We start from the raw sequence: 25232 nt of genomic DNA, 5'->3' as shown, positions 1-25232 counted from the left end.
AGTGCTCCAGTGGGGTTACCAGCCGACCCGACCCCGGAGGCAGCCATGACCAGCGCCGCGCCCCCTCCCCCAGCCCCGCCCGCCCCCGGTGACCGGACGCCCGACGGCTCCGGCGCGGGCGATTCCGGCGACTGGGCGGCCGGGGGTCTCGTCCTCGGGGGCGTCCTCATGGTCGTCTACGGCCTCTTCGCGGTGCTCCAGGGCATCGCGGCGATCGCGGGCGACGAGGTGTACACGAGCTTCGGCCAGTACTCCTTCGAGTTCGACCTGACCGCGTGGGGCTGGATCCATGTGATCGTCGGCGTGCTCGTGGTGGTGGCCGGGCTCGGCCTGTTCACCGGAGCCGACTGGGCCCGGGCCGTGAGCGCGGTCGTGGTCGGCCTGGCGCTGATCGCGAACTTCCTCTGGCTGCCGTACCAGCCGTTCTGGTCGATCATCATGATCGTGACCGGCCTGTTCGTCCTGTGGTCGGTGTTCAACTACCGCTCCTCCCGCCCGGTGTAGAACCGCCCCGGCCAGTCAGGACGGTGGCGGGCGCCGGTCGCGCTGGGCGACCACGCTGTGCAGACGGCGGGTCAGCGCGGTGGCCGCCGCGGTGAGGAAGACGAACGTGTACACGACCTGAGTGACGGTCACCAGCCGGGCCTCCTGCCCGCGCGGGGTGATGTCGCCGTAGCCGACGGTCGCGAGTGTGACCACGGTGAAGTACAGGGCGTCGACCCGGGTGTGCAGGCCGGTGAACTGGCCCGGCTGCCGGGAGAGTGCGTAGTAGCCGGACGAGAACACCAGCACGGCCAGGCACATCAGCAGCGAGATCATGATGCCCGAGCGGGCCTGCGGCCTCTCCAGCACGACGTCGCGCACCTGGCGCAGCAGCAGCGCGGCGACGAGCGCCAGGCAGATCACGAACAGCGGCCAGCCGAGCCACGGCCGGTCGGCGCCGAGCCCTTCCAGCGGCAGCAGGAAGTAGGCGGTGCCGGCCGCCACGAGCAGGGTTCCGGCCCCGATCCGCAGCCGGCGCACACCGGCCGGCCCCGATTCCGGTTCCCGCGTCCGCGCGGGGTGGCGGGGCTGCTCGCTGCCTTCGGGCATGGGTCCGGTCTACGTCGTACCGGGGCGGGACGCGACCGTTGTGCGTCCGTCGGTGGGGGCGGGGAGCGGGACAGGCGAACCTCAAATGTTGCTCTGAAGGAGGGCGGGGCGCGGTTCGGGGGCCGGCGGCTGGGCCATACCCCCGTCACGTTCGAGGAGCGGGCCGGGTGGAGGAGGGGACGATGGAGCGACTGGGGACGGGCATCGGGTGGCGGCCGGAGATCGCGGACGCCGTGGAGCGGATGCCGGGGATCGACTGGGTCGAGGCGGTGGCCGAGAACGTCTGCCCCGGGCACCTGCCCGACTCGCTGCGGCGGCTGCGCGAGCGCGGCGTCACCGTGGTGCCGCACGGCGTCTCGCTCGGCCTCGGGGGCGCGGACCGGCCCGACGCGGGACGGCTGACCGCGCTGGCCGAGCGCGCCGAGGCGCTGGGCTCCCCGCTGGTCACCGAGCACATCGCGTTCGTACGGGCGGGTGGGCCGCTGACGGCGTCCCCGCACCTGGAGGCGGGCCATCTGCTGCCCGTCCCGCGGACCCGGGACGCCCTGGACGTCCTGTGCGAGAACGTACGGATCGCGCAGGAGGCGCTGCCGGTGCCGCTGGCCGTCGAGAACATCGCCGCTCTGGTCTGCTGGCCCGGCGAGGAGATGACGGAGGGCCAGTTCCTCTACGACCTCGCCGACCGCACGGGCGTCCGCCTCCTCATCGACGTCGCCAACCTGCACACCAACCACGTCAACCGCGGCGAGGACCCGGCCAAGGCCCTCGCGGAACTCCCGCTGGAGGCCATCGCCTACGTCCATGTCGCGGGCGGTGTCGAACGCGACGGCGTCTGGCACGACAGCCACGCCCACCCGGTCCCCCGGCCGGTCCTGGACATCCTCACGGACCTCGCCTCCCGCGTCACGCCCCCGGGTGTCCTCCTGGAACGGGACGAGAACTTCCCGGAGCCCGGGGAGCTGGAGAGCGAGCTGGCCGCGATCCGCCGGGCCCTGGAGGCCGGCGCCGTCGAACGCGTGAAGACGGAACTCCGCTCGGCCGCCGGACGGCGGGAGGGGACCCGCGGCGACGGTGAACTGCTCGGCGCTGCCGCCCTCGCGCGGCGCGAGGCGGCCCGGCGTGCCCGCGGCGAGGCACCGGCCGGGGCCGGAGCGGCACGGCGGGATGAAGAGACCGGGGCGGCCGGGGCGACACGGGGCGCCTTCGGCCGGCCCTGCCCCGAGGGCGTCGACGAGGCCCGGCAGCGGCTCGCACTGGCGCAGGCCGCGCTGCTGTCGGCGCTGGTCGCGGGGACGCCGGTGCCCGAGGGGTTCGACGGGGCGCGGGTCGGCGTGCAGGCGCGGGCGCTCGCGGCCAAGCGGGCGGACGTCGTGGCGAAGGTCGCGCCCGAACTGCCGGTGATCCTCGGGGGCGAGTACCGCACGGCGTTCCTCGGCTACGCCCAGAACCACCCGATGACCGACGGCTACCGGCGCGACGCCCTCACCTTCGCCGAGCACCTGCTGTCCACCGGGCGCCCCGGGGACACGCGGGCGCGGCGGGAGCTGCGGGAGTGGTGGCTGGAGCGGTCGGGCCCGGCGCCGCGTTCCGGGCGGCGCGTTCACCGGCTCGCCCGCGCCACGCGCCGGGTGCTGTCACGGCGTTGAGGGTGAGGGGCCGGCCGTTGCCCCGCACCTCTCGTGTCATCCCTGTCCGGGAGGAGTTCCTCCGGACGTCGCACCGGCCTTGTCCGGCACGGCGTCGCCCGCGGGGGCGTTGCCACGGCCGTAGTGGTGCGTGGTGAACATGTAGAGCAGGCCCGTCCCCAGCACTACACCGCCGCACAGCAGGACGATCCAGTTCTCCCACCAGGACTTCTCCGGGGAGCGGGGCCAGCAGATGTTGATGATGGCGGCGATGCCGTAGACCAGCGCCGCGATGTTCACCGTGAGTCCCCAGCGGCCCAGGGTGAACTCCCCTGCCGGACGCCAGCCCTTGAGCCGGGCGCGCAGCGCGGCGAGGACCACCATCTGGAACGAGCCGTAGATGCCGAGGATCGCGAACGAGACGATGTTGGTGAGGGCGTCCTCGGAGAGCAGTGAGGCGAAGGCGATGGCCAGCGGCACCGCCGCGGACACGAACAGCGCCCAGCTCGGCACCGCGCGGGAGTGGATGAATCGCCGCAGCAGCCGGTGCCCGACGATCATCTCGTCACGGGCGTAGGAGTAGATGAGCCGCCCGGCCGCGGCCTGGAGGCTGATCGTGCAGGACAGGAAGGAGATCAGCACCACGGCCATCACCATCCGCGCCCCGGTCTCGCCCATGGCGTCGTACAGCACGTCCACCACCGGGTCGGTCTGCTCGCCGGAGATGATCGCGTTGAAGTCCGTGACGGACAGCAGCAGCGACATGCAGGTGAACGTGGCCGCCGCGCCGCCGATGTAGATGGTGCGGCGCATCGCGCGGGGGATGACCCGGCCCGGGTGGGCGACCTCCTCGGCGGTGTCGCCGCACGCCTCGAAGCCGTAGTACTGGTAGAGGCCGATGATGGCGGCTGCGAGGAACGCCGGCAGGTAGGAGCCGTCTCCCTCGACGTTGTAGGTGTCGAAGACGACGCCGAGTCCGTGGTGACGGTGGGTGGCCAGCAGGTAGACGCCGACGACGAGGGCGCCGATGAGCTCGCCGGCGAAACCGATGAGCGCCGCCGTCGACAGTGCCTTGGTGCCCATGTAGTTGATGAGGATGGCGACGACGATGAGCACGGCGGTGCACAGCACGGTGGTGTGCACGGTGGCTCTGAAGCCGAAGAGGATGGCGATGTAGGGGCCGGCGCCGTAGGCGACGGAGGTGATGGTCACCAGCAGTGCCCACATGTACACCCAGCCGGTCATCCACGCCCAGCGCTTGCCCCACAGCCGCCGGGCCCAGGGGTAGACGCCGCCCGCGATCGGGTACTGGGCGACGATCTCGCCGAAGATCAGCGCGACGAGGAACTGGCCGCAGCCGGCGATCAGGAACGCCCAGATCATGGGCGGTCCGCCGTCGGCGATCGCGACGCCGAAGAGGGTGTAGGTGCCCACCACCGGGGAGAGGTAGGTGAAGCCGAGGGCGAAGTTGGCCCAAGGGCTCATGTCCTTGCGGAACTCCGAGCCCGGCTCCCCGGAGGGGGCGCCGGACGCCGGTGCGGGAGGCTGTGTCCCGGTCATCGGTGTGCCCCTCGTTCCGCCTTGATCAGGTCGGCGGCGCGTTCGGCGGCGAGCAGCACGGTCACCATCGGGTTGATGGTGGGCATCGTCGGGAACACCGACGCGTCGACGATCCGCACGCCCTCGAAGCCCCGCAGTCTCAGCTCGGGGTCGCAGACGGCCGCCGGGTCGTCCGCCGCGCCCATCCGGCAGGTGCCGGCCGGGTGGTAGACGGTGTGGGCCGCGCGGCGGCCGTACTCCGACAGGTCGGCGTCGGAGACGACGTCCGGGCCGGGTGCGACCTCGCGGACGAGCCAGTCGCGCAGCGGGCCGGCCCCGGCGACCTCGCGGGCGACCTTGAGGCCGTCCACGATGGTGCGCTCGTCGTACCCCTCGGGATCGGTGAAGTACCGGAAGTCCAGGGCGGGATGCTCGGCGGGGTTGTTGCTGCGCAGCCACATGCGGCCGGTGGAGCGGGCCCGCGGGACGTTCGGGGTCATGCACACCCCGTGCTGCGGTACGGGGTAGCCCAGGCGTTCGGTGTTGACGGTGAACGGCACCTGGTAGAAGTGGAACATCAGGTCGGGGCGCGGCTGGCTCTTGTCGCGGCGCAGGAACAGACCGGCGTCGGAGTCCATCGCGGAGTTGGGCGGCAGCGGCCCCGCGGTCTCCCAGACGATCACGGACTCGGGGTGGTCCAGCAGGTTCTCCCCGACACCGGGCAGGTCGGCCCGTACGGCGATGCCCAGGGCGCGCAGGTCGTCGGCCGGGCCGATGCCGGAGAGCAGCAGCAGGCGCGGGGTGTCGATGGCGCCCGCGCACAGCAGGAGTTCGCGCTCGGCACGCACGGTGGCGGGTTCGCCGTCGGCGCCCCGGACGGCGACCCGGGTCAGCCGGCCCGACGCGTCGGGGATCAGCCGGTGGGCCCAGGTCTCCAGCTTCAGCGTGAGGTTGGGCCGGTCGAGCACCGGGTGGAGGTAGGCGACGGACGCGGACTGGCGCAGGTTGCCCTCCGGCTCGTAGGCCAGCGAGAAGAACCCGGTGCCCTCGGCGAAGGGTTCGGCGTTGAAGTCCTCGATGACGGGGACGCCGAGGGCGCGGGAGGCGGCGGTGACGAAGTCCTTGGCGATGGGATTGCGGTCGGCCTCGGCCACGGGCACGATCCGGGTGAGCAGCCGGTCGCGGTAGGGCAGGATCGTCGCCGGGTCCCAGCCGGAGCAGCCGTGGCTCACCCAGTCGTCGAGGTCCTGCGGCAGCGGCAGGAAGCTGATCAGGGTGTTGTGCGAGGAGCAGCCGCCGAGCACCCGGGCCCGGGAGTGCAGGATGTGCGAGTTGCCGCGCGGCTGCTCGACGGTGGTGTAGCCGTAGTCGAACTCCGAGCCGAGCAGGTTGATCCAGTTGCGCAGGCGCAGGATGCGCTCGTCGCCGACATCGCTGGGGCCGCCCTCGATGACGCAGACGCGGCAGTCGGGGTCCTCGCTCAGCCGGGCGGCGAGCACACAGCCGGCGGTGCCGCCGCCGACGATGACGTAGTCGTAGGCGGACTCGGCGCCGTGCGCGGGGATGGTGGCCATGCGGTGCCTTTCTTCGGTGGCCGTCGTGAACGGGCGGACGGGGCGCGGGTGTCAGCCCTTGAACCAGCCGGAAGGGGCGGGGGCGAGGTTCTGGTAGATGTGCTTGGCCTCCTGGTACTCGCGCAGCCCCGTGGGGCCGAGCTCGCGTCCGACGCCGGAGCGGCCGAAGCCGCCCCACTCGGCCTGCGGTACGTAGGGGTGGAAGTCGTTGATCCACACGGTGCCGTGCCTCAGCCGCTGGGCGACGCGCTGGGCGCGGCTCGCGTCGGAGGTCCACACGCCGCCGGCGAGGCCGTAGCGGGTGTCGTTGCCGAGTTCCACCGCCTCGTCCTCGGTGCGGAAGCGTTCGACGGTGACGACCGGGCCGAAGACCTCCTCCTGGACGATGCGCATGGACCGGTCGCAGTCGGCGAAGATCGTCGGCAGCAGGAAGAAGCCGTTGCTGAGGGCGGGGTCGTCGGGGCGGGTGCCTCCGGTGACGAGCCGGGCGCCCTCCTCCTTGGCGATGGCGATGTAGCCCTCGACCTTCTCGCGGTGCTCGGCGGAGCTGAGCGGGCCGCTCTCGGTGCCTTCGTCCAGGCCGTTGCCGAGCCGGATCGCCCGGGCGCGCTCGGCGTAGGCCTCGACGAACCGGTCGTGCAGGGAGTCCTCGACGAGCAGGCGTGAACCGGCCGAGCAGACCTGCCCGGAGTGCAGGAAGGCGGCGTCCAGCGCGTAGTCGACGGCGGCGTCGAAGTCGGCGTCGGCGAAGACGATGTTGGGGTTCTTGCCGCCCAGTTCCAGGGCGATGTTCCGCGGTCCCTCGTCGGCGGCGGCGGCCATGATGGCCCGGCCGGTGTTCAGGCCGCCGGTGAAGGAGACCAGGTCGACGTCGGGGTGGCGGGTCAGGGCCGCGCCCACGGTCGCCCCGGAGCCGAGCACGAGGTTGGCGACGCCGGGCGGGGCGCCGGCCTCCTCGATGAGCCGGATCATGATGATGGTGGTGAGCGGGGTGGTCTCGCTGGGCTTGAGGACGAAGGTGTTGCCGGCGGCCAGCGCCGGGGCGACCTTCCAGGAGGCCTGGAGCAGCGGGTAGTTCCACGGGGCGATGAGCGCGCACACGCCGACCGGCTGGTAGACGACGCGGCTGAGGACGTCCGGGTTGACGTCGACGACCCGGCCGCCGTCCTTGCCCGCGAGTTCGGCGTAGTAGCGGAAGGCGTTCGCCACGTCCTCCACGTCGATCCGGGCTTCGGTGAGCGTCTTGCCGGTGTCGAGCGTCTCGGTGCGGGCGATGTCCTCGCGGTCGCGCAGCAGCAGGTCGTGGACACGCATCAGCAGGTCGGCGCGGCGGCGGGTGGGGGCGCCCGCCCAGTCCTCCTCGGCGAAGGCGCGCCGGGCGGCGCGCACGGCGCGGTCGACGTCGGTGGCGTCGGCCTCGTCGACGGTGGTGACGACCGAGGCGTCGTAGGGGTTGATCACCTCGCGCCGGCCTCCGGACGCGGCCTGTGTCCACTCGCCGTCGATGTACAGCTCACCCACCGCTGGGCCTCCTTCGCGTCCGGCCGGAGCCCGATCGGCTCGACGGTCAGCAACATGGCCCATCGGGCGGGCGGCGGCCACGGGGCACACCGCCGCGACGGCGTCCGGGCGGCCCAGAGGACCCAGGTGGGCTAGTCGCCCGGCCCGCACCGGATCACACGCTCCCGCCGCCCGCCTACAGCCCGCCACCGGACTGAAACGGAACGTCACATACCGACAACACTCCGTCCGGATTGTGAACGAGGCATGGTGCTTTCGGGACCGTGTCACATACAAACAACATATGCTCTGGGTTCTTTTCCTGCTGGCGGCCTGGGCCGTGGCCGGCACGGCGTGCACGCGCCTGTGTCTGGCCGCCGTGCGGGCGGCGGCGGTGGACGCGGACACCGGCCGGGGGCGTGAACTCACGCTGTACGAGGCCGCGTTCCTCTCGGGCGGCCCTCGGCGGGTCGCCGACGTGACCCTGGTCGCCATGGCCCGCCAGCGCCGGCTGCTCCTGGCCCACACCGGCTGGGCGACGGTCGTCGACCCGCGCGGGCGGGACGAGATGGAGCGGTCGGTGATAGGGGCCATCGGTCCCGACGGGCAGTGCCGTATCGCGCCGGTGCGGGCCACGGCCGCCGCGGCGGACCCGGTGCGCGGGATCGCCGAGGGGCTGGTGCGCGCGGGGCTCGCGGTGCCCGACAGTGCCCGCACGACGGTCGCCGCGGCCGTGCGGCAGGTGCGCGTCGCGGCCGTCGGTGTCCTCGGGCTGGGCGTGGCCGCGCTGCTGACGCCGCTTCCGCCGGACATGCCCCGGCACCTGGTCGCCCTGTGGTTCGCGCTGCCGCTCGCCCTGACGCTGAGCTGCCTGGTGGTCGCCCGGGTCGAGATCCACCCCTACTCGCGCTGGGCCTCTCCGGCCGGCCAGCGGCTGCTCGGCGCGCTGACCCGCACCGCGGACGGCGCCGCCGACGACCGTACGTACCTCACCTCGGTCGCCGTACGGGGCGTGCGCGCGATCGGCGAACCGGACCTGCGCGCCGCGTTCGCGCACCGCGAGCCGCACGACTGACCGACCGGGGGCGCGCGGGGGCATGCGGCCCGACACCGGTCGACGGTGCTTGCCTTCCCCTCCGCCCGAACGAAACATCCCTTTCGTCGCCACCGTGCACCGAAGGGATACGCATGAGAGCCGCCCTCCTCTACTCGGCCGCCGGGTCCTTGCTGCTGAGCGCCCTCACCGGGGCCCCGGACGCCGAGGACCGGACGGGCGCGGCCGAGCGGCGCGGCACCGCCGTGGCCGCCGCGCGCGCGAAGGCGGCCGGTGTCGACTTCGGCCCGTGCCCCGACGCGCAGGACCTGCCGGGCAGCATGCAGTGCGGCACGGTGAGCGTCCCGCTGGACTACGCCCGCCCGGACGGCCGGCAGATCGCACTCTCCGTCAGCAGGGCCCGGGCCACCCGGAAGGACCCGGGCGGCGGCGAGCGGAAGGTCCTCCGGCAGGGCGCCCTCGTCCACAACCCGGGCGGCCCGGGTGCCACCGGCCTGTACTTCCCGCTCATCGGCCTGCTCCCCGAGTGGAAGCGGATCGCCGCCGCGTACGACCTCGTCGGCTACGCCCCGCGCGGGGTCGGCCGTTCGGCACCGCTGTCGTGCAAGGACCCGAAGCAGTTCCTCACCGGTCCCTCGCAGGCGCCGGTCCACCCCTCGGAGGCGTACAAGAGGGAGCGCATCGCCAAGGCCAAGGCGTACGCGCGGGGCTGCGCCGAGCGCAACGGCGACGCGCTGCGGCACTACCACTCGCTGAACAACGCCCGCGACCTCGACGTGCTGCGCGCCGCACTCGGCGAGGAGCGGCTGACCTTCATGGGCTCGTCCTACGGCACCTACTTCGGTGCCCTGTACGCGACGCTGTTCCCCGCGCACGTACGGCGGATGGTGTTCGACTCGGTGGTCCACCCCGGCCCCGGGCGGATCTGGTACCGCAACAACCTCGCCCAGTCGGCGGCGTTCGAGGACCGCTGGCGGGACGTGCGGGAGTGGATCGCCCGGCACGACGGCGTGTACGGGCTGGGCGCGACGGAGCGGGAGGTGCTGCGCAGTTACGAACGGGCGAGCGCAAGACTGGCCGCCGAGCCCGCGGGCGGGAAGGTCGGACCGGGGCAGTTGCACGCGGCGTTCCTGCAGGCCGGCTACTACGACGACCAGTGGCCGCACCGCGCGCACGCGCTGTCGGCGTACCTCAAGGGTGATGCCCAGCCCCTGATCGAGCAGATGGAGCAGCACCCGGAGGCGGCCGTCGAGGCGGAGAACTCCCGCGCGGTCTACGTGGCCGTCGAGTGCAACGACGCGCCCTGGCCCACCGACTGGAGGGTGTGGGACCGGGACAACACCCGGCTCGCGCGGGTGGCGCCCTTCGAGACCTGGGACAACGTGTGGACGAATCTGCCGTGCGCGTACTGGCGGGCGCCCCGGCAGCGGCCGATCGACGTCGGCGCCGGGCCGGGCGAGCTGCCGCCGGTCCTGATCCTGGCCGCCGAGCGGGACGCCGCGACGCCGTACGACGGCGCCCTCGAACTCCACGACCGCCTGGCGGGCTCGGTGCTGGTGACGGAGCGGGACGCGGGCGCCCACGGGCTGGCGGGCGGGCCGAACGCCTGCGTCAACGGGCACATGGAGGCGTATCTGCTGGAGGGCCGGCTCCCGGGACGCGGCGCGCAGTGCGCCCCGCACGCGGAACCCAAGCCGACGGCCCCGCACGCGGAACCGAAGCCGACGGCCCCGCACGCGGAACCGAAGCCGACGGCCCCGGACCGGGCCGGGGCCGTGCGACCCATCCGCTGATCAGGCCAGCGAGGCGACCAGCTCGGCGATGTCCTTGCGGCGGCCGGTGTAGAACGGCACCTCCTCGCGGACGTGCCTACGGGCCTCCGAGGCGCGCAGGTGGCGCATGAGGTCGACGATGCGGTACAGCTCGTCGGCCTCGAAGGCGAGGATCCACTCGTAGTCGCCGAGGGAGAACGAGGCGACGGTGTTGGCGCGCACGTCCGGGTAGCCGCGGGCCATCTTGCCGTGGTCGGCGAGCATGCGGCGGCGGTCCTCGTCGGGCAGCAGGTACCAGTCGTAGGACCGCACGAAGGGGTAGACGCTCACATAGTTGCGGGGCGTCTCGTCGGCGAGGAACGCCGGGATGTGCGAGCGGTTGAACTCGGCGGGGCGGTGCAGCGCCATGTTCGACCAGACGGGCTCCAGGGCGCGGCCCAGCTTCGTCCGGCGGAAGAGGTTGTACGCCTCCTGCAGCGCGTCGCTGGTCTCCGCGTGCCACCAGATCATGAGGTCGGCGTCGGCGCGCAGGCCCGAGACGTCGTAGGTGCCGCGGACGGTCACGTCCTTGGCGGCGAGCTGGTCGAACAGCTCCTGGACCTCGTCGGCGTACCCGGCGCGGTCCTCGGGGAGGACGTCCTTCAGCTTGAAGACGGACCAGAGCGTGTAGCGGATGACCTCGTTGAGGTCCTTGGCCAGCTTGCCCTTGTTCGCGATGCGGTCGGGCGCGGCGCTGGAGGCCGTGGTGGAGGCGTCGTCACTCATGCTTCTCATTCTCCCGCTCCGCCGTGCAGGCTCTGCACCGGGTGGGCGGTGAGCTGCTCCACACCGCTCGTGTCGCCGTGGACCTGGTCCACGGCCGCGTAGGCACTGGCGATGCAGGCCGGGATGCCGACGCCGTCGTACGGGGCGCCGCAGACGGCGAGGCCGGGGAGCCGGGCGATGTGCTCGCGGATGCGGGCCACGCGCGCGTGGTGGCCGACGGGGTACTGGGGCAGGCCGCCGTCCCAGCGGGTGACGCGGGTCGCGACGGGCGTGGCGTCCAGGCCGGTCGCCGCCTTCAGGTCGTGCCGGGAGACCTCGACCAGCTCGCTGTCGTCGCGCTGGAGGATCTCCGTCTCGCCGTACCGTCCGACGGAGGTGCGCACGACGGCCAGGTCCGGGTTCTCGTCGGCGATCCAGCCCCATTTCTGCGAGGCGAACGTGGACGCCTTGATGGTGCGTCCGTCGACCGGCGGCACGAGGAAGCCGCTGCCGTCGGGCAGGGCCGTCTCGGAGCGGCGGTAGGCGAGGGTGACCAGGGCCATGGAGGCGTACTCGACGGCGTCGAGCTCGGCGGCGGCCCCGGGGGTCTCGGCACGCAGCAGCCGGGCGGCGACCGGGGCGGGGGCGGCGACGACCACGGCGTCCGCGCGCCACGCGCGCTCGCCGGAGCCGACCTGCCAGCCGCCGTCGGGTGTGCGGCGCAGCTCCGTCACCGGCGTGCGGGTGAGGATCTCGCCCCCGCGTGCCCGGACCGAGTCGGCCACCGCGAGGGGCAGGGTGCCGATGCCTCCCCGGATGCCCATGAACACCGGGCCGGTCTGCCGGGCGGCGGCCGCCTTGGCCTGGAGGTCGCGGACGCCTTCCGTCAGGGAGGTGTGGGTCCGGGCCACCTGGAAGAGCTGGGGGACGGCCGAACGCATGGAGATGCGGTACGCGTCGCCCGCGTACACCCCGCCCAGCATGGGCTCCAGCAGGCGGTCGACGACCTCGCGCCCGAGGCGCCGCGCCACGTACTCCCCCACCGCCACGTCGTCGCCGACCTCGGTGCGGGGCAGCTCGGCGTCCCGCTCGATGCGGGCGAGGCCCTCCTCGGACACCACACCGGCCAGGGCGGACGCGGTGCCGGGCACGCCCATCACATGCCCCTTGGGGAAGGGGCGCAGGGCGCCGCGGGTCCAGAGCGAGGCCGTGGCGGTCGCGGGGGGCTGGAGGCGGTCGGCGAGGCCGACCTCGCGCGCGAGCGCCACCGCCTCGGGCCGGCGGGCGAGCATCGACTCGGCGCCGAGGTCCACACGGGCGCCCGCGATCTCCCCGGGCAGCAGCTTGCCGCCGACCCGGTCGGACGCCTCCAGCACGGTCACCCGCGCCCCGCGCTCCAGCAGCCGGTGGGCGGCGGCCAGCCCCGCGATGCCCGCCCCGATGACGACGACCTGCCCTTGAACTTCGCGCATGCCCCCAGCCTCTCAGACCCCACCGACAGCGCCGCCGCGCCCCGGTGTCCGCCACGAGTCCCGACCGTGACCGCATCGGAACCGTCCCGGACCAAACGATCGGCGCCGTCCGGGCGTCGAAGAAGCGTCAGCAGAATCGACCCTCGGGGGATGCCGCATGCGCACACGACGATCCGTACGACGCCCCGCCCCGGCCCTGGCCGCACTCCTGCTGGCCGCCGCCCTCGCCCTCACGGGGTGCGGCGCCGGGGACGACGCCTCGAGCGGCAGCAACTCCGCCGCCGACCGCGGGGCGGACCACAAGGGCGTCTCGGGCGAGGCCGCCCCCGGCGGTACCGGCAGCGGCGCCAGGGCCACGGCGCCGCCGAAGCTCACCGCGAGCCACATCATCCGCACGGCCTCCCTGACCGTGCGGGTCAAGGACGTCCCGAAGGCCCTGGACCAGGCCCGCACCGGCGTGGAGAACGCGGGCGGCTACGTCGGCGACGAGACCACCACCCGGGACACCGAGGGCCACGAGCGCACCCGGATCGTGCTGCGTGTGCCCGTCGAGAAGTACGACGAGGTCCTCGCCGAACTGGAGGGCGCCGGCAAGCTCCTCGACCGCAGCGCGAAGGCCGAGGACGTCACCGACCAGGTCGTGGACGTGGAGAGCCGGATCACCACGCAGCGCGCCAGCGTGGCCCGGATCCGCGAGCTGATGGACCGGGCCACCAAGCTCAGCGACGTGGTGACCCTGGAGGGCGAGCTGAGCACCCGCCAGGCCGACCTGGAGTCGCTGCTCGCCCGGCAGAAGTCCCTGAAGGACCGCACCAGTCTGGCCACCATCACCCTGTCGCTGTCCGAGACCCCGGTGAAGGAGCAGGCCGGGGACGACGACCCGGGCTTCGTGGACGCGCTCGCGGGCGGCTGGAGCGCCTTCGTGACGATGCTGCGCTGGCTCGCCGTCGCCTTCGGCGCGGTCCTGCCGTTCGCGGCGGTGGCCGCGCTGCTCGTCCTGCTGTGGCTGCGCGTCGTACGCCCCCGGCTGCCGCGCCGCCCCGCGCCCGCGCCCGCGGCGACCGCGCTCGGCCCGCTGCCGGCGGCCCGCCCCGCCCCGGAGGCCGAACAGCCGCCGGCCCCGGGAAAGCGGGACTGAAATGCCGTGCTCCCGTAGCGTGTTCGCATGGACATGAGCCGTACACGGGAGCGACTGGTCGTCATCGGCGGTGACGCCGCGGGTATGTCCGCGGCGTCACAGGCCCGCCGTCTGAAGGGCCCCGGCGAGCTGGAGATCGTGGCGTTCGAACGGGGTCACTTCACGTCGTACTCGGCGTGCGGCATCCCCTACTGGGTCGGCGGCGACGTCACCGAACGGGACCGGCTCATCGCCCGCACGCCCGAGGAGCACCGTGCCCGGGGCATCGACCTGCGGCTGCGCACCGAGGTCACGGAGCTCGACCCCGACGGGCAGCGGGTCCGCGCGCGTGACCTGGAGTCCGGCGAGGAGTCCTGGACGTCGTACGACCACCTCGTGATCGCGACCGGCGCCCGGCCGATCCGGCCGGACATGCCCGGGGTCGACGCGGCCGGCGTGCACGGCGTGCAGACGCTGGACGACGGGCAGGCCCTCCTCGACACGCTGGAGGCCAGGCGGGGCCGCCGCGCGGTGGTCGTCGGGGCCGGTTACATCGGCGTGGAGATGGCCGAGGCGCTGATCAAGCGCGGCTACGAGGTGACGGTCGTCAACCGGGGCAGCGAGCCCATGGCGACCCTCGACCCCGACATGGGCCGCCTGGTGCACGACGCCATGGAGGGCCTGGGCATCACGATGGTGAACGACGCCGAGGTCACCAAGGTCCTGACCGGCGACGACGGGGCGGTGCGGGCGGTGGTCACCGAGGACCGCGAGTTCCCGGCGGACGTCGTCGTGCTCGGCATCGGCGTGCGCCCCGAGACGGCCCTCGCCAAGGCCGCCGGCCTCCCTCTCGGCCCGCACGGAGGTCTCCTCACGGACCGCTCGATGCGGGTGCGCGGCCACGAGAACATCTGGGCCGGCGGCGACTGCGTCGAGGTCCTCGACCTGGTCTCGGGCCAGGAGCGGCACATCCCGCTCGGCACCCACGCCAACAAGCACGGCCAGGTCATCGGCACCAACGTCGGCGGCGGGTACGCGACCTTCCCGGGCGTGGTCGGCACCGCGGTCAGCAAGGTCTGCGACCTGGAGATCGCCCGCACGGGCCTGCGGGAGAAGGACGCCCACCGGGTGGGCCTGCGCTTCGAAGCGGTCACCATCGAGTCGACCAGCCGCGCGGGCTACTACCCGAACGCCTCCCCCATGACGGTCAAGATGCTCGCCGAGCACCGCACGGGCCGCCTCCTCGGCGTCCAGATCGTCGGCCGGGAGGGCGCGGGCAAACGCGTCGACATCGCGGCGGTCGCCCTCACGGCGGGCATGACCGTGGAACAGATGACGGCCCTGGACCTCGGCTACGCCCCACCGTTCTCCCCGGTCTGGGACCCGGTCCTGGTGGCGGCCCGCAAGGCGACGGTGAAGGTGCACGGTTCGCTGTGAGGCGGGGCGGGATCGCGCCCGAAGGGGCGCGGGGCTGTATCACTATGCGGCTCCGCCGCGTGGGCGCGAAAAACCGCAACCCGCCCGCACCCGCCGACGCACCCACGCCCTACGGCGAAACGGCTACGCCGTCCCCGCCGTACCGTTGATCCGGTCGATCGCCTGCCGCGCCTGCTCCGCCGGCGGCCTGGACGGCAAGGACGACACCGACGCCGGCGCGGCCGTCACCGCCGGCGGCTGCTCCCCCGCCGGCTTCGCGTGCGAGGCCACCCGGGTCGACCGCAACCGGTGGCTCACCGCCTCCTCCAGCGTCACGGGCCGCCGCAACTGCGTGGCCAGCCGCCCCGCGTCCTGGCCCAGGCGGGCCACGTCCTCCCAGGGCAGCCGCACCACCAGCGTCAACTCCGCCTCGCCGTCGGGCAGTGCGTGCATGGCGGGAGTAACTCGGTCGTTCATCGCCTGTTCCTCACGTCGGCCCCGCGACCCGCCTTCCCCGCGCCGCGGGCGGTTGCCGAGACATACGCAGGAGCGTGCGGCCGCGTTCAGCGAACCGGCCGATCGGGCGTTCGCGTCAGCGCGCGGTCCGCGTGTGCACGTGCTCCACGAGCCGCGTCAGCGCGTCCGGGTCCGTCGACGGCATGACGCCGTGGCCGAGGTTGAAGATGTGGCCTTCGAGGTCCTTCGCCGAGTCCAGGACCTCGAGGGTCTTGGCCTCGACGGCCTCCGTCGAGGCGAACAGCACGGTCGGGTCGAGGTTGCCCTGGAGCGCCTTGCCCGGTCCGACCCGGCGGGCGGCCTCGTCCATCGGGACGCGCCAGTCGACGCCGACGACGTCCGCGCCGGCCTCGCCCATGAGACCCAGCAGCTCGCCGGTGCCGACACCGAAGTGGATGCGCGGCACGCCGTAACCGGCCACGGCCTCGAAGACCTTCGCCGACGCGGGCAGCACCGAGCGCCGGTAGTCGGCGGGGGCCAGCGCACCGGCCCAGGAGTCGAACAGCTGGACCGCCGAGGCGCCCGCCTCGATCTGCACCTTCAGGAACGCGGCGGTGATCTCCGCGAGGCGGTCGAGCAGGTCGGCCCACAGCTCGGGGTCGCCGTACATCATGGCCTTGGCGTTCTCGTACGTGCGGGACGGGCCGCCCTCGACCAGATAGCTGGCGAGAGTGAAGGGCGCGCCGGCGAAGCCGATCAGGGGCGTGGCGCCGAGCTCACGGGTGAGCAGGCCGATGGCCTCGGTGACGTAGGAGACGTCCTCGGGGGTGAGGTCGCGCAGCCGCGCGAGGTCCTCGCGGGTGCGGATCGGGCGCTCGACGACCGGGCCGACGCCGGGCTTGATGTCGAGGTCGATGCCGATGGCCTTGAGGGGGACGACGATGTCGCTGAAGTAGATCGCCGCGTCCACGCCGTGCCGGCGCACCGGCTGGAGTGTGATCTCGGTGACCAGTTCCGGACGCATGCAGGACTCGAGCATCGGGATGCCCTCGCGCACCTTGCGGTACTCCGGCAGTGAGCGCCCGGCCTGCCGCATGAACCACACCGGCGTGTGCGGCACGGGCTCGCGCCGGCAGGCCTTGAGGAAGGCGGAGTCGTGCGGGGCGGACGGCTGCTGGACCCGGGGGGCGTCGTTGGCACTCACGGGCCAAGTTTCGCACGCCGTCGGACGGCACTATTCAGCCCCTGGGCAGGCGCGGGGTGTCTAGCCCGGCACCCGGGCTCCGGTCCCCGTAATCTTCCCGCATGGCTGCGGCTCAGGGACGACTGTCGGACGGCGCTGGCGGAATGGACGAAGCGAAGGACACCGAGAACGACCGGCGGGAGGCGGACTCCGCGCCGCCGCCCTTCCGGGCCGCTGTCGACGCGCTCAAGGCGGCGCGGCTGCGGCCCCAGATCGAGGTCGAGCCGACGCCCCCACCGAGGCGGCTCGCTCCTCACAGCTACGCGCTGGAGGCCGCGGTCGTCGACGGCGACCAGGACCTGGCCGACGGCCGGCTGGTGCTGCTGCACGACCCGGCCGGGCACGACGCCTGGCGGGGCACCTTCCGGCTGGTGACGCTGGTGCGCGCCGAGCTGGAGCCGGAGATGGCGGCGGACCCGCTGCTGCCGGAGGTGTGCTGGTCATGGCTGACCGGTGCGCTCCAGGCGCGCGGGCTGACGTACGGGGAGCCGAGCGGCACGGTCACGCGCGCGAGCTCCCACTACTTCGGCGGGCTGTCCGCGCGTCCGGCCGCCTCGCAGATCGAGATCCGTGCGTCGTGGACGCCGCGCGAGGGCCTGGGCGGAGCTCCGGACACGGCCGCGCATCTCGCGGCCTGGTGCGATCTGCTGGCCCAGATCGCGGGGCTGCCCCCGGCCGTCCCCGGGGACGCGTCCGTCGTGACCCTCCCCCAGCGGCGAGGACCGCAGTCCCGCTGACCGGCCCCCCTGATCGCCCCCTTGAACGACCTCTGAACCACCTCTGAACGACCCCCGACCGCCCCGCACTGATCGACCTTGTGCGGGGCGGTCAACCATGTCCGGTCGACGATCACACCTGCGTACCCCTCTTGGCCGAATCACTTTGTCGATACGGCCACTTTCGACCGCGTACCGACGCAGACCGAAACCGTCCGGCCTTCGAATGATCGACCGCGTGTCCGAATTGCACGGATTGTTATCACCGAATCGTGATCATTCTCTAAAGGCGGACGGGTTCGGTGCCGAAGACGACTGTGACCTTGAAAGCACGGTTCGTCCCGGCTTCACCCCCACGAGCCGGCCCCGTCCCGCACCCCAGGAGGCCTGGTGTCCGTTCTCCTCGAGCAGCCCGCAAGCCTGGTCGCCTACCGCCCGAACAAGCCGACCGCCATGGTGGTCGTGGCCGACCCGCGCGTCCGCTCCACCGTCACCCGCCACCTGTGGGCGCTCGGTGTGCGCGACGTCATCGAGGCCTCGTCCATCGCGGAGGCTCGTCCCCGCATCGGCAACCCCCGCGACATCTGTGTCGCCGACGTCCACCTGCCGGACGGCTCCGGCCTCACCCTGCTGTCGGAGACCCGCGCCGCGGGCTGGCCCAACGGGCTCGCCCTCTCCGCCGCCGACGACATCGGCGCCGTGCGCAACGCACTCGCCGGCGGAGTGAAGGGCTACGTCGTCACCGGCACGCGCACCAACGTCGGGCTCCCCACCCGGCCGGGCGCCGCCCCCATCGGCGCCGCCGCCGCGCGACTGCACCGCCGCCCCCCGGGTGCCCCGAGCCACCCGGGCGGCTACCGCGAACTGTCCGGCCGCGAGGTCGAGGTGCTGCGGCTGGTCGCGGAAGGCCAGTCGAACAAGGCGATCGGCGTCTCGATGGGCCTGTCCGCCCTGACCGTCAAGAGCCACCTCGCCCGCATCGCCCGCAAGCTCGGCACGGGCGACCGCGCCGGCATGGTCGCGGTGGCGCTGCGGACCGGGATCATCCACTGACCCGGTCCGCCGTGACCCGTCGTGATCATTCATTCACGTGAACGGGGCCGGCCGTCGGCCCCGTTCACGTCACTCACGGTTCGTGAACCCGCCGCTTCCCCGACATGACTGGTTTGCGACCCTCGGGCGCCCGTCGACGGAACGTTCCGTCGGCGGGCGCTGTCCATACATGGATACTCTTGACAGGTGACCGACGCCCACGACACCGCAGCAGACAGCTCACTGCGAACCACCGGAGGCGCCCCTCCGGACGACGGCGGATCTTCTGCTACGGAGGCGCCGATCCCCCTGCTGGAGCCGCGTGAGGGCATTCCGCCCGTCATCGCGGACGAGACCGCCCTGGCCCGGGTGATCGCCGCCTTCGAGGCCGGGTCCGGGCCCGTCGCCGTCGACGCCGAGCGCGCGTCCGGCTACCGCTACGGGCAGCGCGCCTACCTCGTACAGCTGCGCCGCGAGGGCGCCGGAACGGCCCTCATCGACCCCGTGGCCTGCCCCGACCTGTCCGCCCTCGGCGATGCCCTGTCCGGCGTCGAGTGGGTGCTGCACGCCGCCACCCAGGACCTGCCGTGCCTGCGCGAGATAGGAATGGTGCCGACGCGGCTGTTCGACACGGAGCTGGCCGGGCGGCTCGCCGGCTTCCCCCGGGTCGGCCTCGGCGCGATGGTCGAGAGCGTGCTGGGCTTCGTCCTGGAGAAGGGGCACTCCGCCGTCGACTGGTCGACCCGGCCGCTGCCCGAGCCCTGGCTGCGCTACGCGGCGCTGGACGTCGAGCTGCTCGTCGACCTGCGCGACGCGCTGGAGAAGGAGCTGGACCGGCAGGGCAAGCTGGACTGGGCCCGCCAGGAGTTCGACGCGATCGCCTCGGCTCCGCCGCCCGAGCCCCGCAAGGACCCGTGGCGCCGTACGTCCGGCATGCACAAGGTGCGCCGGCGGCGGCAGCTGGCCGTCGTACGGGAGCTGTGGCAGGCCCGGGACCGGATCGCGCAGCGCCGGGACGTGTCGCCGGGCAAGGTGCTGGGGGACGCAGCCATCGTGGAGGCCGCGCTGGCGCTTCCGGCCAATGTGCACGCGCTGGCCGCACTGAACGGTTTCGGCCACCGCGTGGGCAAGCGCCAGCTGGAGCAGTGGCAGGCGGCGGTGGACCGGGCGAAGGGGCTGAGCGAGGCCCAGCTGCCGCAGCCCGGGCAGCCGGTGACCGGGCCTCCGCCGCCGCGCGCCTGGGCCGACAAGGACCCCGCGGCCGCGGCCCGGCTGTCCGCGGCCCGGGCCGGGGTGTCGGCGCTGGCCGAGCAGCTCAACATGCCCCAGGAGAACCTGATCACGCCCGACACGGTGCGGCGGGTCTGCTGGGAGCCGCCGGCGGTTGTCGACGCCGAGTCCGTGGCGGCCGCGCTGGCCGGTCATGGCGCGCGTCAGTGGCAGGTCGAGCAGGTGACACCGGTGCTGGTGAAGGCGCTGGCCGCGAAGGAGGCCTGACCGCCGCCGTCGAGATCACGCCAAGATCTTCGGTGGACGCGTCACCATCAAGGACGTCGCCGCGCGCAGGCGCCGCCTCGGCAGGGCCCTTACAGGTGCGGGCCGTATCGGGTTGCTCGCACCCAGGCGGCGGAGCCGCATATCGACAGGGTCCCGCGCCCCTGAAACGCGGGGCGCTGCCTCACGGGGTGTGACCTTCACCGCTCCGCCTGCCAGGGGTGTGCAGCTACGTTACTCATAAGTAGCATGGGCCTGAGCGCGCGCTCAGCGCATCGCAGCAGCAATGCAGATCCTGACCCTGGAGGAGAGCCATCGTGCCTCGTACCGTCAGGGACGTCGTCTTCGTCGACGGCGTCCGCACCCCGTTCGGCAAGGCGGGCCCGAAGGGCATCTACCACGAGACCCGTGCCGACGACCTCGTCGTGAAGGCGATCCGGGAGCTGCTGCGCCGCAACCCCGGACTCGACCCGAAGAAGATCGACGAGGTCGCCATCGCCGCGACCACGCAGATCGGTGACCAGGGCCTGACCATCGGCCGCACGGCCGGGATCCTGGCCGGTCTCCCCCAGTCGGTCCCCGGCTACTCGATCGACCGCATGTGCGCCGGCGCCCTGACCGCCGTCACCTCGGTCGCCGGTTCCGTCGCCTTCGGCGCCTACGACATCGCCATCGCGGGCGGTGTCGAGCACATGGGCCGTCACCCCATGGGCGAGGGCGTGGACCCGAACCCGCGGTTCGTCTCCGAGAAGCTGGTCGACGAGTCGGCCCTGTTCATGGGCATGACCGCGGAGAACCTCCACGACCGCTACCCGCAGATCACCAAGCAGCGCGCCGACGAGTACGCCGTGCGCTCCCAGGAGAAGGCCGCCAAGGCGTACGCCAACGGCAAGATCCAGGCCGACCTGGTGCCGGTCTCGGTCCGCCGCACCTCCCCGGAGGCCGGTGAGACGGGCTGGGGCCTGGTCACCGCCGACGAGCCGATGCGCCCGGGCACGACCCTGGAGAACCTCTCCGGCCTGAAGACCCCGTTCCGTGTGCACGGCCGGGTCACCGCGGGCAACGCGGCCGGTCTCAACGACGGCGCCACCGCCTCCCTCATCGCCTCCGAGGACTTCGCGCGGGAGCACGACCTCCCCGTGAAGATGCGCCTGGTTTCCTACTCCTTCGCGGGTGTGGAGCCGGAGGTCATGGGCTACGGCCCGATCCCGGCGACGGAGAAGGCGCTGGCCCAGGCGGGTCTGTCGATCTCCGACATCGGCCTGTTCGAGATCAACGAGGCCTTCGCCGTCCAGGTCCTGGCCTTCCTGGACCACTACGGCATCGCCGACGACGACGAGCGCGTCAACCAGTACGGCGGCGCCATCGCCTTCGGCCACCCGCTCGCCTCCTCCGGCGTCCGTCTGATGACGCAGCTGGCCCGCCAGTTCGAGGAGCAGCCGCACGTCCGCTACGGCCTGACCACCATGTGCGTCGGCTTCGGCATGGGCGCGACGGTCATCTGGGAGAACCCGCACTTCGAGGGGGACAAGTGAGCACCACCGCCGAGCTTCTCAAGCAGGCTTCCGAGCTGTTCCCGGACGAGGTCGTCACGAGTGCGCACGTACGCCACTTCGACCTCCCCCTCGGTGCCGGGCGCTTCGCCCTGATCACCCTGGACAACGGCCACGACCACACCAAGCCGACCACCTTCGGCCCGGCCTCGCTGGCGAACCTGAACGCCGCGATCGACCAGGTCGAGAAGGAGGCGGCGGACGGCGAGATCGTCGGCGTCGGCCTCACCGGCAAGCCGTTCATCTTCGCGGTCGGCGCCGACCTCAAGGGCGTGGAGATCCTCAAGGAGTACGAGCACGCCCTCGCCATCGGCAAGGGCGGCCACGAGGTCTTCAAGCGGCTGTCCAAGCTGGCCGTGCCGACCTTCGCGTACTACAACGGCGCCGCGATGGGCGGCGGTGTCGAGGTCGGTCTGCACTGCACCTACCGCACCGTCTCCGCGGCCCTGCCGGCGTTCTCGCTGCCCGAGGTCTTCCTCGGTCTGGTCCCGGGCTGGGGCGGCTGCGCCCTGCTGCCGAACCTGATCGGCCCCGAGAAGGCCGTCTCGGTGATCATCGAGAACAGCCTCAACCAGAACAAGCAGCTCAAGGGCAAGCAGGTCTTCGAGCTCGGGATCGCCGACGCGATCTTCGAGGGCGCGGACTTCCTGGAGCAGTCGCTGATCTGGACCGCGGCCGTCCTCAAGGGCGAGCTGGAGATCGAGCGCCCGGTCATCGACCGCGGCGAGGCCTGGGACCAGGCCGTCGCCAAGGGCCGCTTCATCGCGGACTCCAAGGTGCACGGCGCCGCCCCGGCCGCCTACCGCGCCCTGGACATCATCGCCGCCGCCAAGAACGGCGACCTCCAGCAGGGCTACGACGCCGAGGACAAGGCCCTCGCCGACCTCATCATGGGCGGCGAACTGCGCTCCGGCATCTATGCCTTCAACCTCGTGCAGAAGCGCGGCAAGCGCCCGGCCGGCGCCCCGGACAAGAGCCTGGCCCGCCCGGTCACCAAGGTCGGTGTCGTCGGCGCCGGTCTGATGGCCAGCCAGCTCGCGCTGCTGTTCCTGCGCCGCCTGGAGGTGCCGGTCGTGCTGACCGACATCGACCAGGAGCGCGTCGACAAGGGTGTGGGCTACGTCCACGCCGAGATCGACAAGCTGCTCGGCAAGGGCCGTGTCAACCAGGACAAGGCCAACCGCCTCAAGGCGCTGGTGTCCGGTGTGCTGGACAAGGCCGAGGGCTTCGCGGACGCGGACTTCATCATCGAGGCCGTGTTCGAGGAGATCGGCGTCAAGCAGCAGGTGTTCGCGGAGGTCGAGGCGGTCGCCCCCGCGCACGCCGTCTTCGCCACCAACACCTCCTCGCTGTCGGTCTCCGAGATGGCGTCGAAGCTGAAGAACCCCGAGCGGGTCGTGGGCTTCCACTTCTTCAACCCGGTCGCGGTGCTCCCGCTGCTGGAGATCGTGCGCGGCGAGAAGACCGACGACGCGTCGCTGGCCACGGCGTTCGCCGTCGCCAAGAAGCTGAAGAAGACCGCGGTCCTCACCAAGGACGCCCCGGCGTTCGTCGTGAACCGCATCCTGACCCGCTTCATGGGCGAGATCCAGAACGTCATCGACGAGGGCACCCCGGTCGAGGTCGCCGAGAAGGCCGTCGAGCCGCTCGGTCTGCCGATGTCGCCGCTGGTGCTGCTGGAGCTGGTCGGCCCGGCGATCGGTCTGCACGTCTCGGAGACCCTCAACCGGGCGTTCCCGGACCGCTTCACGGTCTCCCCGAACCTCGCGGCCGTCGTCAAGGCGGGCAAGCGCGGCTTCTACGTCTACGACTCCGGCAAGCCGGAGCTGGACCCCGAGGTCGCCGCGCTGCTGAAGCAGGGCGACACCGTCCTGACGGAGGAGCAGGTCCGCGACCGCGTGCTCGACGCGGTGGCGCAGGAGATCGGCCTCATGCTCGACGAGGGCGTCGTCGCCGAGGCGCAGGACATCGACCTGTGCCTCATCACGGGCGCCGGCTGGCCCTTCCACCTGGGCGGCATCACGCCGTACCTGGACCGCGAGGGTGTCTCCGAGCGCGTGAACGGCAAGAGGTTCCTGGCACAGGGCGTCGCGAGCGTCCCGGCGTAACGCGTAAACCCCTGAGGGGGGTGGGGCGTACGGCAACAATCCGTGCACCCGCCCCCCTTTTTTTACCTGGCGTCAGATCTCCCGCCAGGCCTCCAGCGCGAGCCCCGGCTCGTCCTTGCGGCGGGTGAGCAGCACGGTCCCGGTCGAGGGCGAGAGGGAGGCGGCGACGACCTCGTCGTGCTCGTCGAGCGCCACCGACACCGTGGCGTCGGCGGGCAGCGCGGGCCCGGACTCGGTCCACCAGGCACCGGCCGCCTCCTGCTCGGTCGGATACGCGGCGAAGGCGACCCGGCCGCTCGCCGACCGCTGCGCGAGCACCGTGCAGTCGTGCCCCTCGATGACACACCGCACGGCGCGGACCGGCCCCGGCCCGGCCGACGCCAGCAGGGTCACCGGCTTCTCACCGGGACGCCAGGCGCACAGGTCTCCGGACAGGTTCGTGAAGAACAGGGTGGTGTGCTCGGCGGACGTGGCGAGCGCGCGCAGGGTCCCCGGACGGACGGGGGCGTCGACGCCCTCGGCCTGCACCGGCTTCTTCCCGTCCCCCTCCTGCCGCCAGCGCAGGATCCCGCCGGGTGCGGAGGCGTACAGCTCCACGAGCCCGGACTCCCCCGCCACGGCGGTCAACTCCCCCTCGACGTCATGCCCTCCGAGGTCCAGCCAGCCGCCCCAGCCGCCCTTGACCTTCTGGTTGCGCAGGCTCACCCCGCCGCCCTTGTTCCGGACGAAGACGTAGCCACGCCCCGCGCCGTCGACGGCGACCGCCGGTGGGCCCGTCCGGTCGCCCTTCTGGTCCGGGTGCCCGATCGGGATCCAGTCCAGCGGTGCGAGCCCGGGCCGGAAGTGCGTGGTGTGCACGAGCCCCGACTCCCCCGGCACGGTGGGCCGCCAGGCGGCCAGGTGCGCGTACCCGTCGGTGCCCTGGCCGACCGCCGCGCCCGGGTGCAGCTTCTGGCTGCCGCCGACGGTGCGCGCGGTGTCCTCCCAGGGGCCCGCGGGGCCGCGTTCCGCACGGCACAGGACGGCTTCGCCGGAGGGCAGATAGACAGTGAGGCGGCCGTCGCGGCCGCGGATGAGCCAGTCGCCGTTCACGTGTTCACTTTATGCGGCCGACAGGGCCCGGCGTGCCGCCCGCTCCAGCCTCACGTCCATCTCCCGTGCGACCCTGGCCACATGAACGACACCGCGCCTGTCCTGGTCATCGTCGACGCCGCGAACGTCATCGGTTCCGTGCCGGACGGGTGGTGGCGGGACCGCCGGGGCGCGGCGGAGCGGCTGCGTGACCGGCTGGCGTCGGAGGGGGTTCCGGCGGTGTCCGGGCCGGCGGAGATCGTCATGGTCGTGGAGGGGGCGGCGCGCGGGGTGGAGTCCGTGCCGGGGGTACGGGTGTCGTCCGCCCCGGGCAGCGGAGACGACCACATCGTCGATCTGGTGGCCTCGGCCGGTGACCGTCCCGTCCTGGTGATCACGGCGGACCGGGAGCTGCGGAGGCGGGTCCGGGAGCTGGGGGCGGATGTGGCGGGACCGCGAACTGTTCGCCCGTAGGGATCTCGAGGTCGGGGCGGGGGCGGGTGGGTCCGCGGCCCGGTGTTGCCAGGTACCCGGCGTCGGGGCCGAGGTGTGGTGGGTCCGCGACCCGGCGTCTCGGGGTGCTCCCCGTCCGTGCTGAGGCCGGGTGGGTCCGCAGCCCGGCGGAACGGGGTGCCGCTGCGCCCACCCGTGCCG

21 protein-coding genes are annotated in these 25232 nt (G+C 72.9%); 12 read left to right on the top strand and 9 right to left on the bottom strand.

The window, feature by feature from the left end; all coding sequences use genetic code 11:
* The first annotated feature begins 45 nt into the window (after positions 1-45).
* The gene (locus tag IGS69_RS27280; RefSeq protein ID WP_190903125.1) at positions 46-504 is read left to right on the top strand and encodes a DUF7144 family membrane protein; all 459 of its coding nucleotides are present in this window, start codon (positions 46-48) and stop codon (positions 502-504) included.
* Between the two features lie 15 nt (positions 505-519).
* Here IGS69_RS27280 and IGS69_RS27275 read toward each other — a convergent pair whose 3' ends face one another.
* Entirely contained in the window at positions 520-1092 is a 573-nt protein-coding gene (locus tag IGS69_RS27275; protein WP_190903124.1) for a potassium channel family protein, read from the bottom strand.
* Between the two features lie 182 nt (positions 1093-1274).
* On the opposite strand from IGS69_RS27275, the gene IGS69_RS27270 reads away from it, so the two are divergent.
* Positions 1275-2738: a DUF692 domain-containing protein gene (locus IGS69_RS27270; RefSeq protein ID WP_190903123.1), complete on the top strand. Its 1464-nt coding sequence runs from the start codon at positions 1275-1277 to the stop codon at positions 2736-2738.
* A gap of 36 nt (positions 2739-2774) precedes the next feature.
* On the opposite strand, the gene IGS69_RS27265 is transcribed toward IGS69_RS27270, so the two are convergent.
* From IGS69_RS27265 to IGS69_RS27255, 3 genes are read right to left on the bottom strand one after another with little or no spacing between them, the layout of a single operon-like run.
* Positions 2775-4277: an APC family permease gene (locus IGS69_RS27265; RefSeq protein ID WP_190903122.1), complete on the bottom strand. Its 1503-nt coding sequence runs from the start codon at positions 4275-4277 to the stop codon at positions 2775-2777.
* A complete protein-coding gene (locus tag IGS69_RS27260) occupies positions 4274-5830 on the bottom strand; it encodes a GMC family oxidoreductase (protein WP_190903121.1) in 1557 nt (518 codons plus the stop codon). Before IGS69_RS27260 ends, IGS69_RS27265 begins: the two co-directional genes overlap by 4 nt.
* Positions 5831-5881: 51 nt before the next feature.
* Positions 5882-7351, bottom strand: coding sequence for an aldehyde dehydrogenase family protein (locus tag IGS69_RS27255; RefSeq protein ID WP_190903120.1), 1470 nt, complete (start codon positions 7349-7351; stop codon positions 5882-5884).
* A gap of 283 nt (positions 7352-7634) precedes the next feature.
* On the opposite strand from IGS69_RS27255, the gene IGS69_RS27250 reads away from it, so the two are divergent.
* Together IGS69_RS27250 and IGS69_RS27245 are read left to right on the top strand one after the other, a co-directional pair.
* Positions 7635-8405 carry a TIGR04222 domain-containing membrane protein gene (locus IGS69_RS27250; protein WP_190903119.1) on the top strand — a complete coding sequence of 257 codons (771 nt, stop codon included), beginning with the start codon at positions 7635-7637 and terminating at the stop codon, positions 8403-8405.
* A 113-nt stretch (positions 8406-8518) separates the two neighbouring features.
* The gene (locus IGS69_RS27245) at positions 8519-10177 is read left to right on the top strand and encodes an alpha/beta hydrolase (protein WP_190903118.1); all 1659 of its coding nucleotides are present in this window, start codon (positions 8519-8521) and stop codon (positions 10175-10177) included.
* Here the strand turns inward: IGS69_RS27245 and hemQ are convergent, their stop codons facing one another.
* Together hemQ and hemG are read right to left on the bottom strand one after the other, a co-directional pair.
* A complete protein-coding gene (gene hemQ / locus IGS69_RS27240; protein WP_190903117.1) occupies positions 10178-10921 on the bottom strand; it encodes a hydrogen peroxide-dependent heme synthase in 744 nt (247 codons plus the stop codon).
* A 5-nt stretch (positions 10922-10926) separates the two neighbouring features.
* Positions 10927-12372, bottom strand: coding sequence for a protoporphyrinogen oxidase (hemG, locus tag IGS69_RS27235; protein WP_190903116.1), 1446 nt, complete (start codon positions 12370-12372; stop codon positions 10927-10929).
* Between the two features lie 157 nt (positions 12373-12529).
* On the opposite strand from hemG, the gene IGS69_RS27230 reads away from it, so the two are divergent.
* Positions 12530-13510, top strand: coding sequence for a DUF4349 domain-containing protein (locus tag IGS69_RS27230; RefSeq protein WP_190903115.1), 981 nt, complete (start codon positions 12530-12532; stop codon positions 13508-13510).
* Positions 13511-13537: 27 nt separating this feature from the next.
* Positions 13538-14926 (top strand): FAD-dependent oxidoreductase, encoded by a 1389-nt coding sequence (locus IGS69_RS27225; protein ID WP_190903114.1) that lies wholly within the window; start codon positions 13538-13540, stop codon positions 14924-14926.
* A gap of 123 nt (positions 14927-15049) precedes the next feature.
* Here the strand turns inward: IGS69_RS27225 and IGS69_RS27220 are convergent, their stop codons facing one another.
* A complete protein-coding gene (locus IGS69_RS27220) occupies positions 15050-15382 on the bottom strand; it encodes a hypothetical protein (RefSeq protein ID WP_031109274.1) in 333 nt (110 codons plus the stop codon).
* Positions 15383-15497: 115 nt separating this feature from the next.
* Positions 15498-16565, bottom strand: coding sequence for a uroporphyrinogen decarboxylase (hemE, locus tag IGS69_RS27215; protein ID WP_190903113.1), 1068 nt, complete (start codon positions 16563-16565; stop codon positions 15498-15500).
* 101 nt (positions 16566-16666) lie between these two features.
* Between hemE and IGS69_RS27210 the strand changes: the two genes are divergently transcribed.
* The 5 genes from IGS69_RS27210 to IGS69_RS27190 all read left to right on the top strand — a co-directional run bounded on the left by IGS69_RS27210 (position 16667) and on the right by IGS69_RS27190 (position 23507).
* Positions 16667-17341, top strand: coding sequence for a DUF3000 domain-containing protein (locus tag IGS69_RS27210; RefSeq protein WP_190903112.1), 675 nt, complete (start codon positions 16667-16669; stop codon positions 17339-17341).
* 369 nt (positions 17342-17710) lie between these two features.
* Entirely contained in the window at positions 17711-18373 is a 663-nt protein-coding gene (locus IGS69_RS27205; protein ID WP_003993737.1) for a response regulator transcription factor, read from the top strand.
* A gap of 186 nt (positions 18374-18559) precedes the next feature.
* Positions 18560-19849: a ribonuclease D gene (locus IGS69_RS27200; RefSeq protein ID WP_190903111.1), complete on the top strand. Its 1290-nt coding sequence runs from the start codon at positions 18560-18562 to the stop codon at positions 19847-19849.
* Positions 19850-20163: 314 nt separating this feature from the next.
* On the top strand, positions 20164-21381 hold the full coding sequence (locus tag IGS69_RS27195) for a thiolase family protein (RefSeq protein WP_030838745.1): 1218 nt from the start codon (positions 20164-20166) through the stop codon (positions 21379-21381).
* Positions 21378-23507 carry a 3-hydroxyacyl-CoA dehydrogenase NAD-binding domain-containing protein gene (locus tag IGS69_RS27190; RefSeq protein ID WP_190903110.1) on the top strand — a complete coding sequence of 710 codons (2130 nt, stop codon included), beginning with the start codon at positions 21378-21380 and terminating at the stop codon, positions 23505-23507. The genes IGS69_RS27195 and IGS69_RS27190 overlap by 4 nt, the downstream gene beginning before the upstream one ends.
* A 72-nt stretch (positions 23508-23579) precedes the next feature.
* Here IGS69_RS27190 and IGS69_RS27185 read toward each other — a convergent pair whose 3' ends face one another.
* Positions 23580-24599: a hypothetical protein gene (locus IGS69_RS27185; RefSeq protein ID WP_190903109.1), complete on the bottom strand. Its 1020-nt coding sequence runs from the start codon at positions 24597-24599 to the stop codon at positions 23580-23582.
* 81 nt (positions 24600-24680) lie between these two features.
* Here IGS69_RS27185 and IGS69_RS27180 point away from each other — a divergent pair, with 81 nt between their 5' ends.
* Positions 24681-25052, top strand: coding sequence for a PIN domain-containing protein (locus tag IGS69_RS27180; protein ID WP_190903108.1), 372 nt, complete (start codon positions 24681-24683; stop codon positions 25050-25052).
* The last annotated feature ends 180 nt before the right edge of the window (positions 25053-25232 follow it).

Origin of the sequence: Streptomyces tuirus (assembly GCF_014701095.1) — a bacterium.
GTDB classification, from domain to species: Bacteria; Actinomycetota; Actinomycetes; order Streptomycetales; family Streptomycetaceae; genus Streptomyces; species Streptomyces tuirus.
This window is presented reverse-complemented; position numbering and strand designations above follow the sequence as displayed.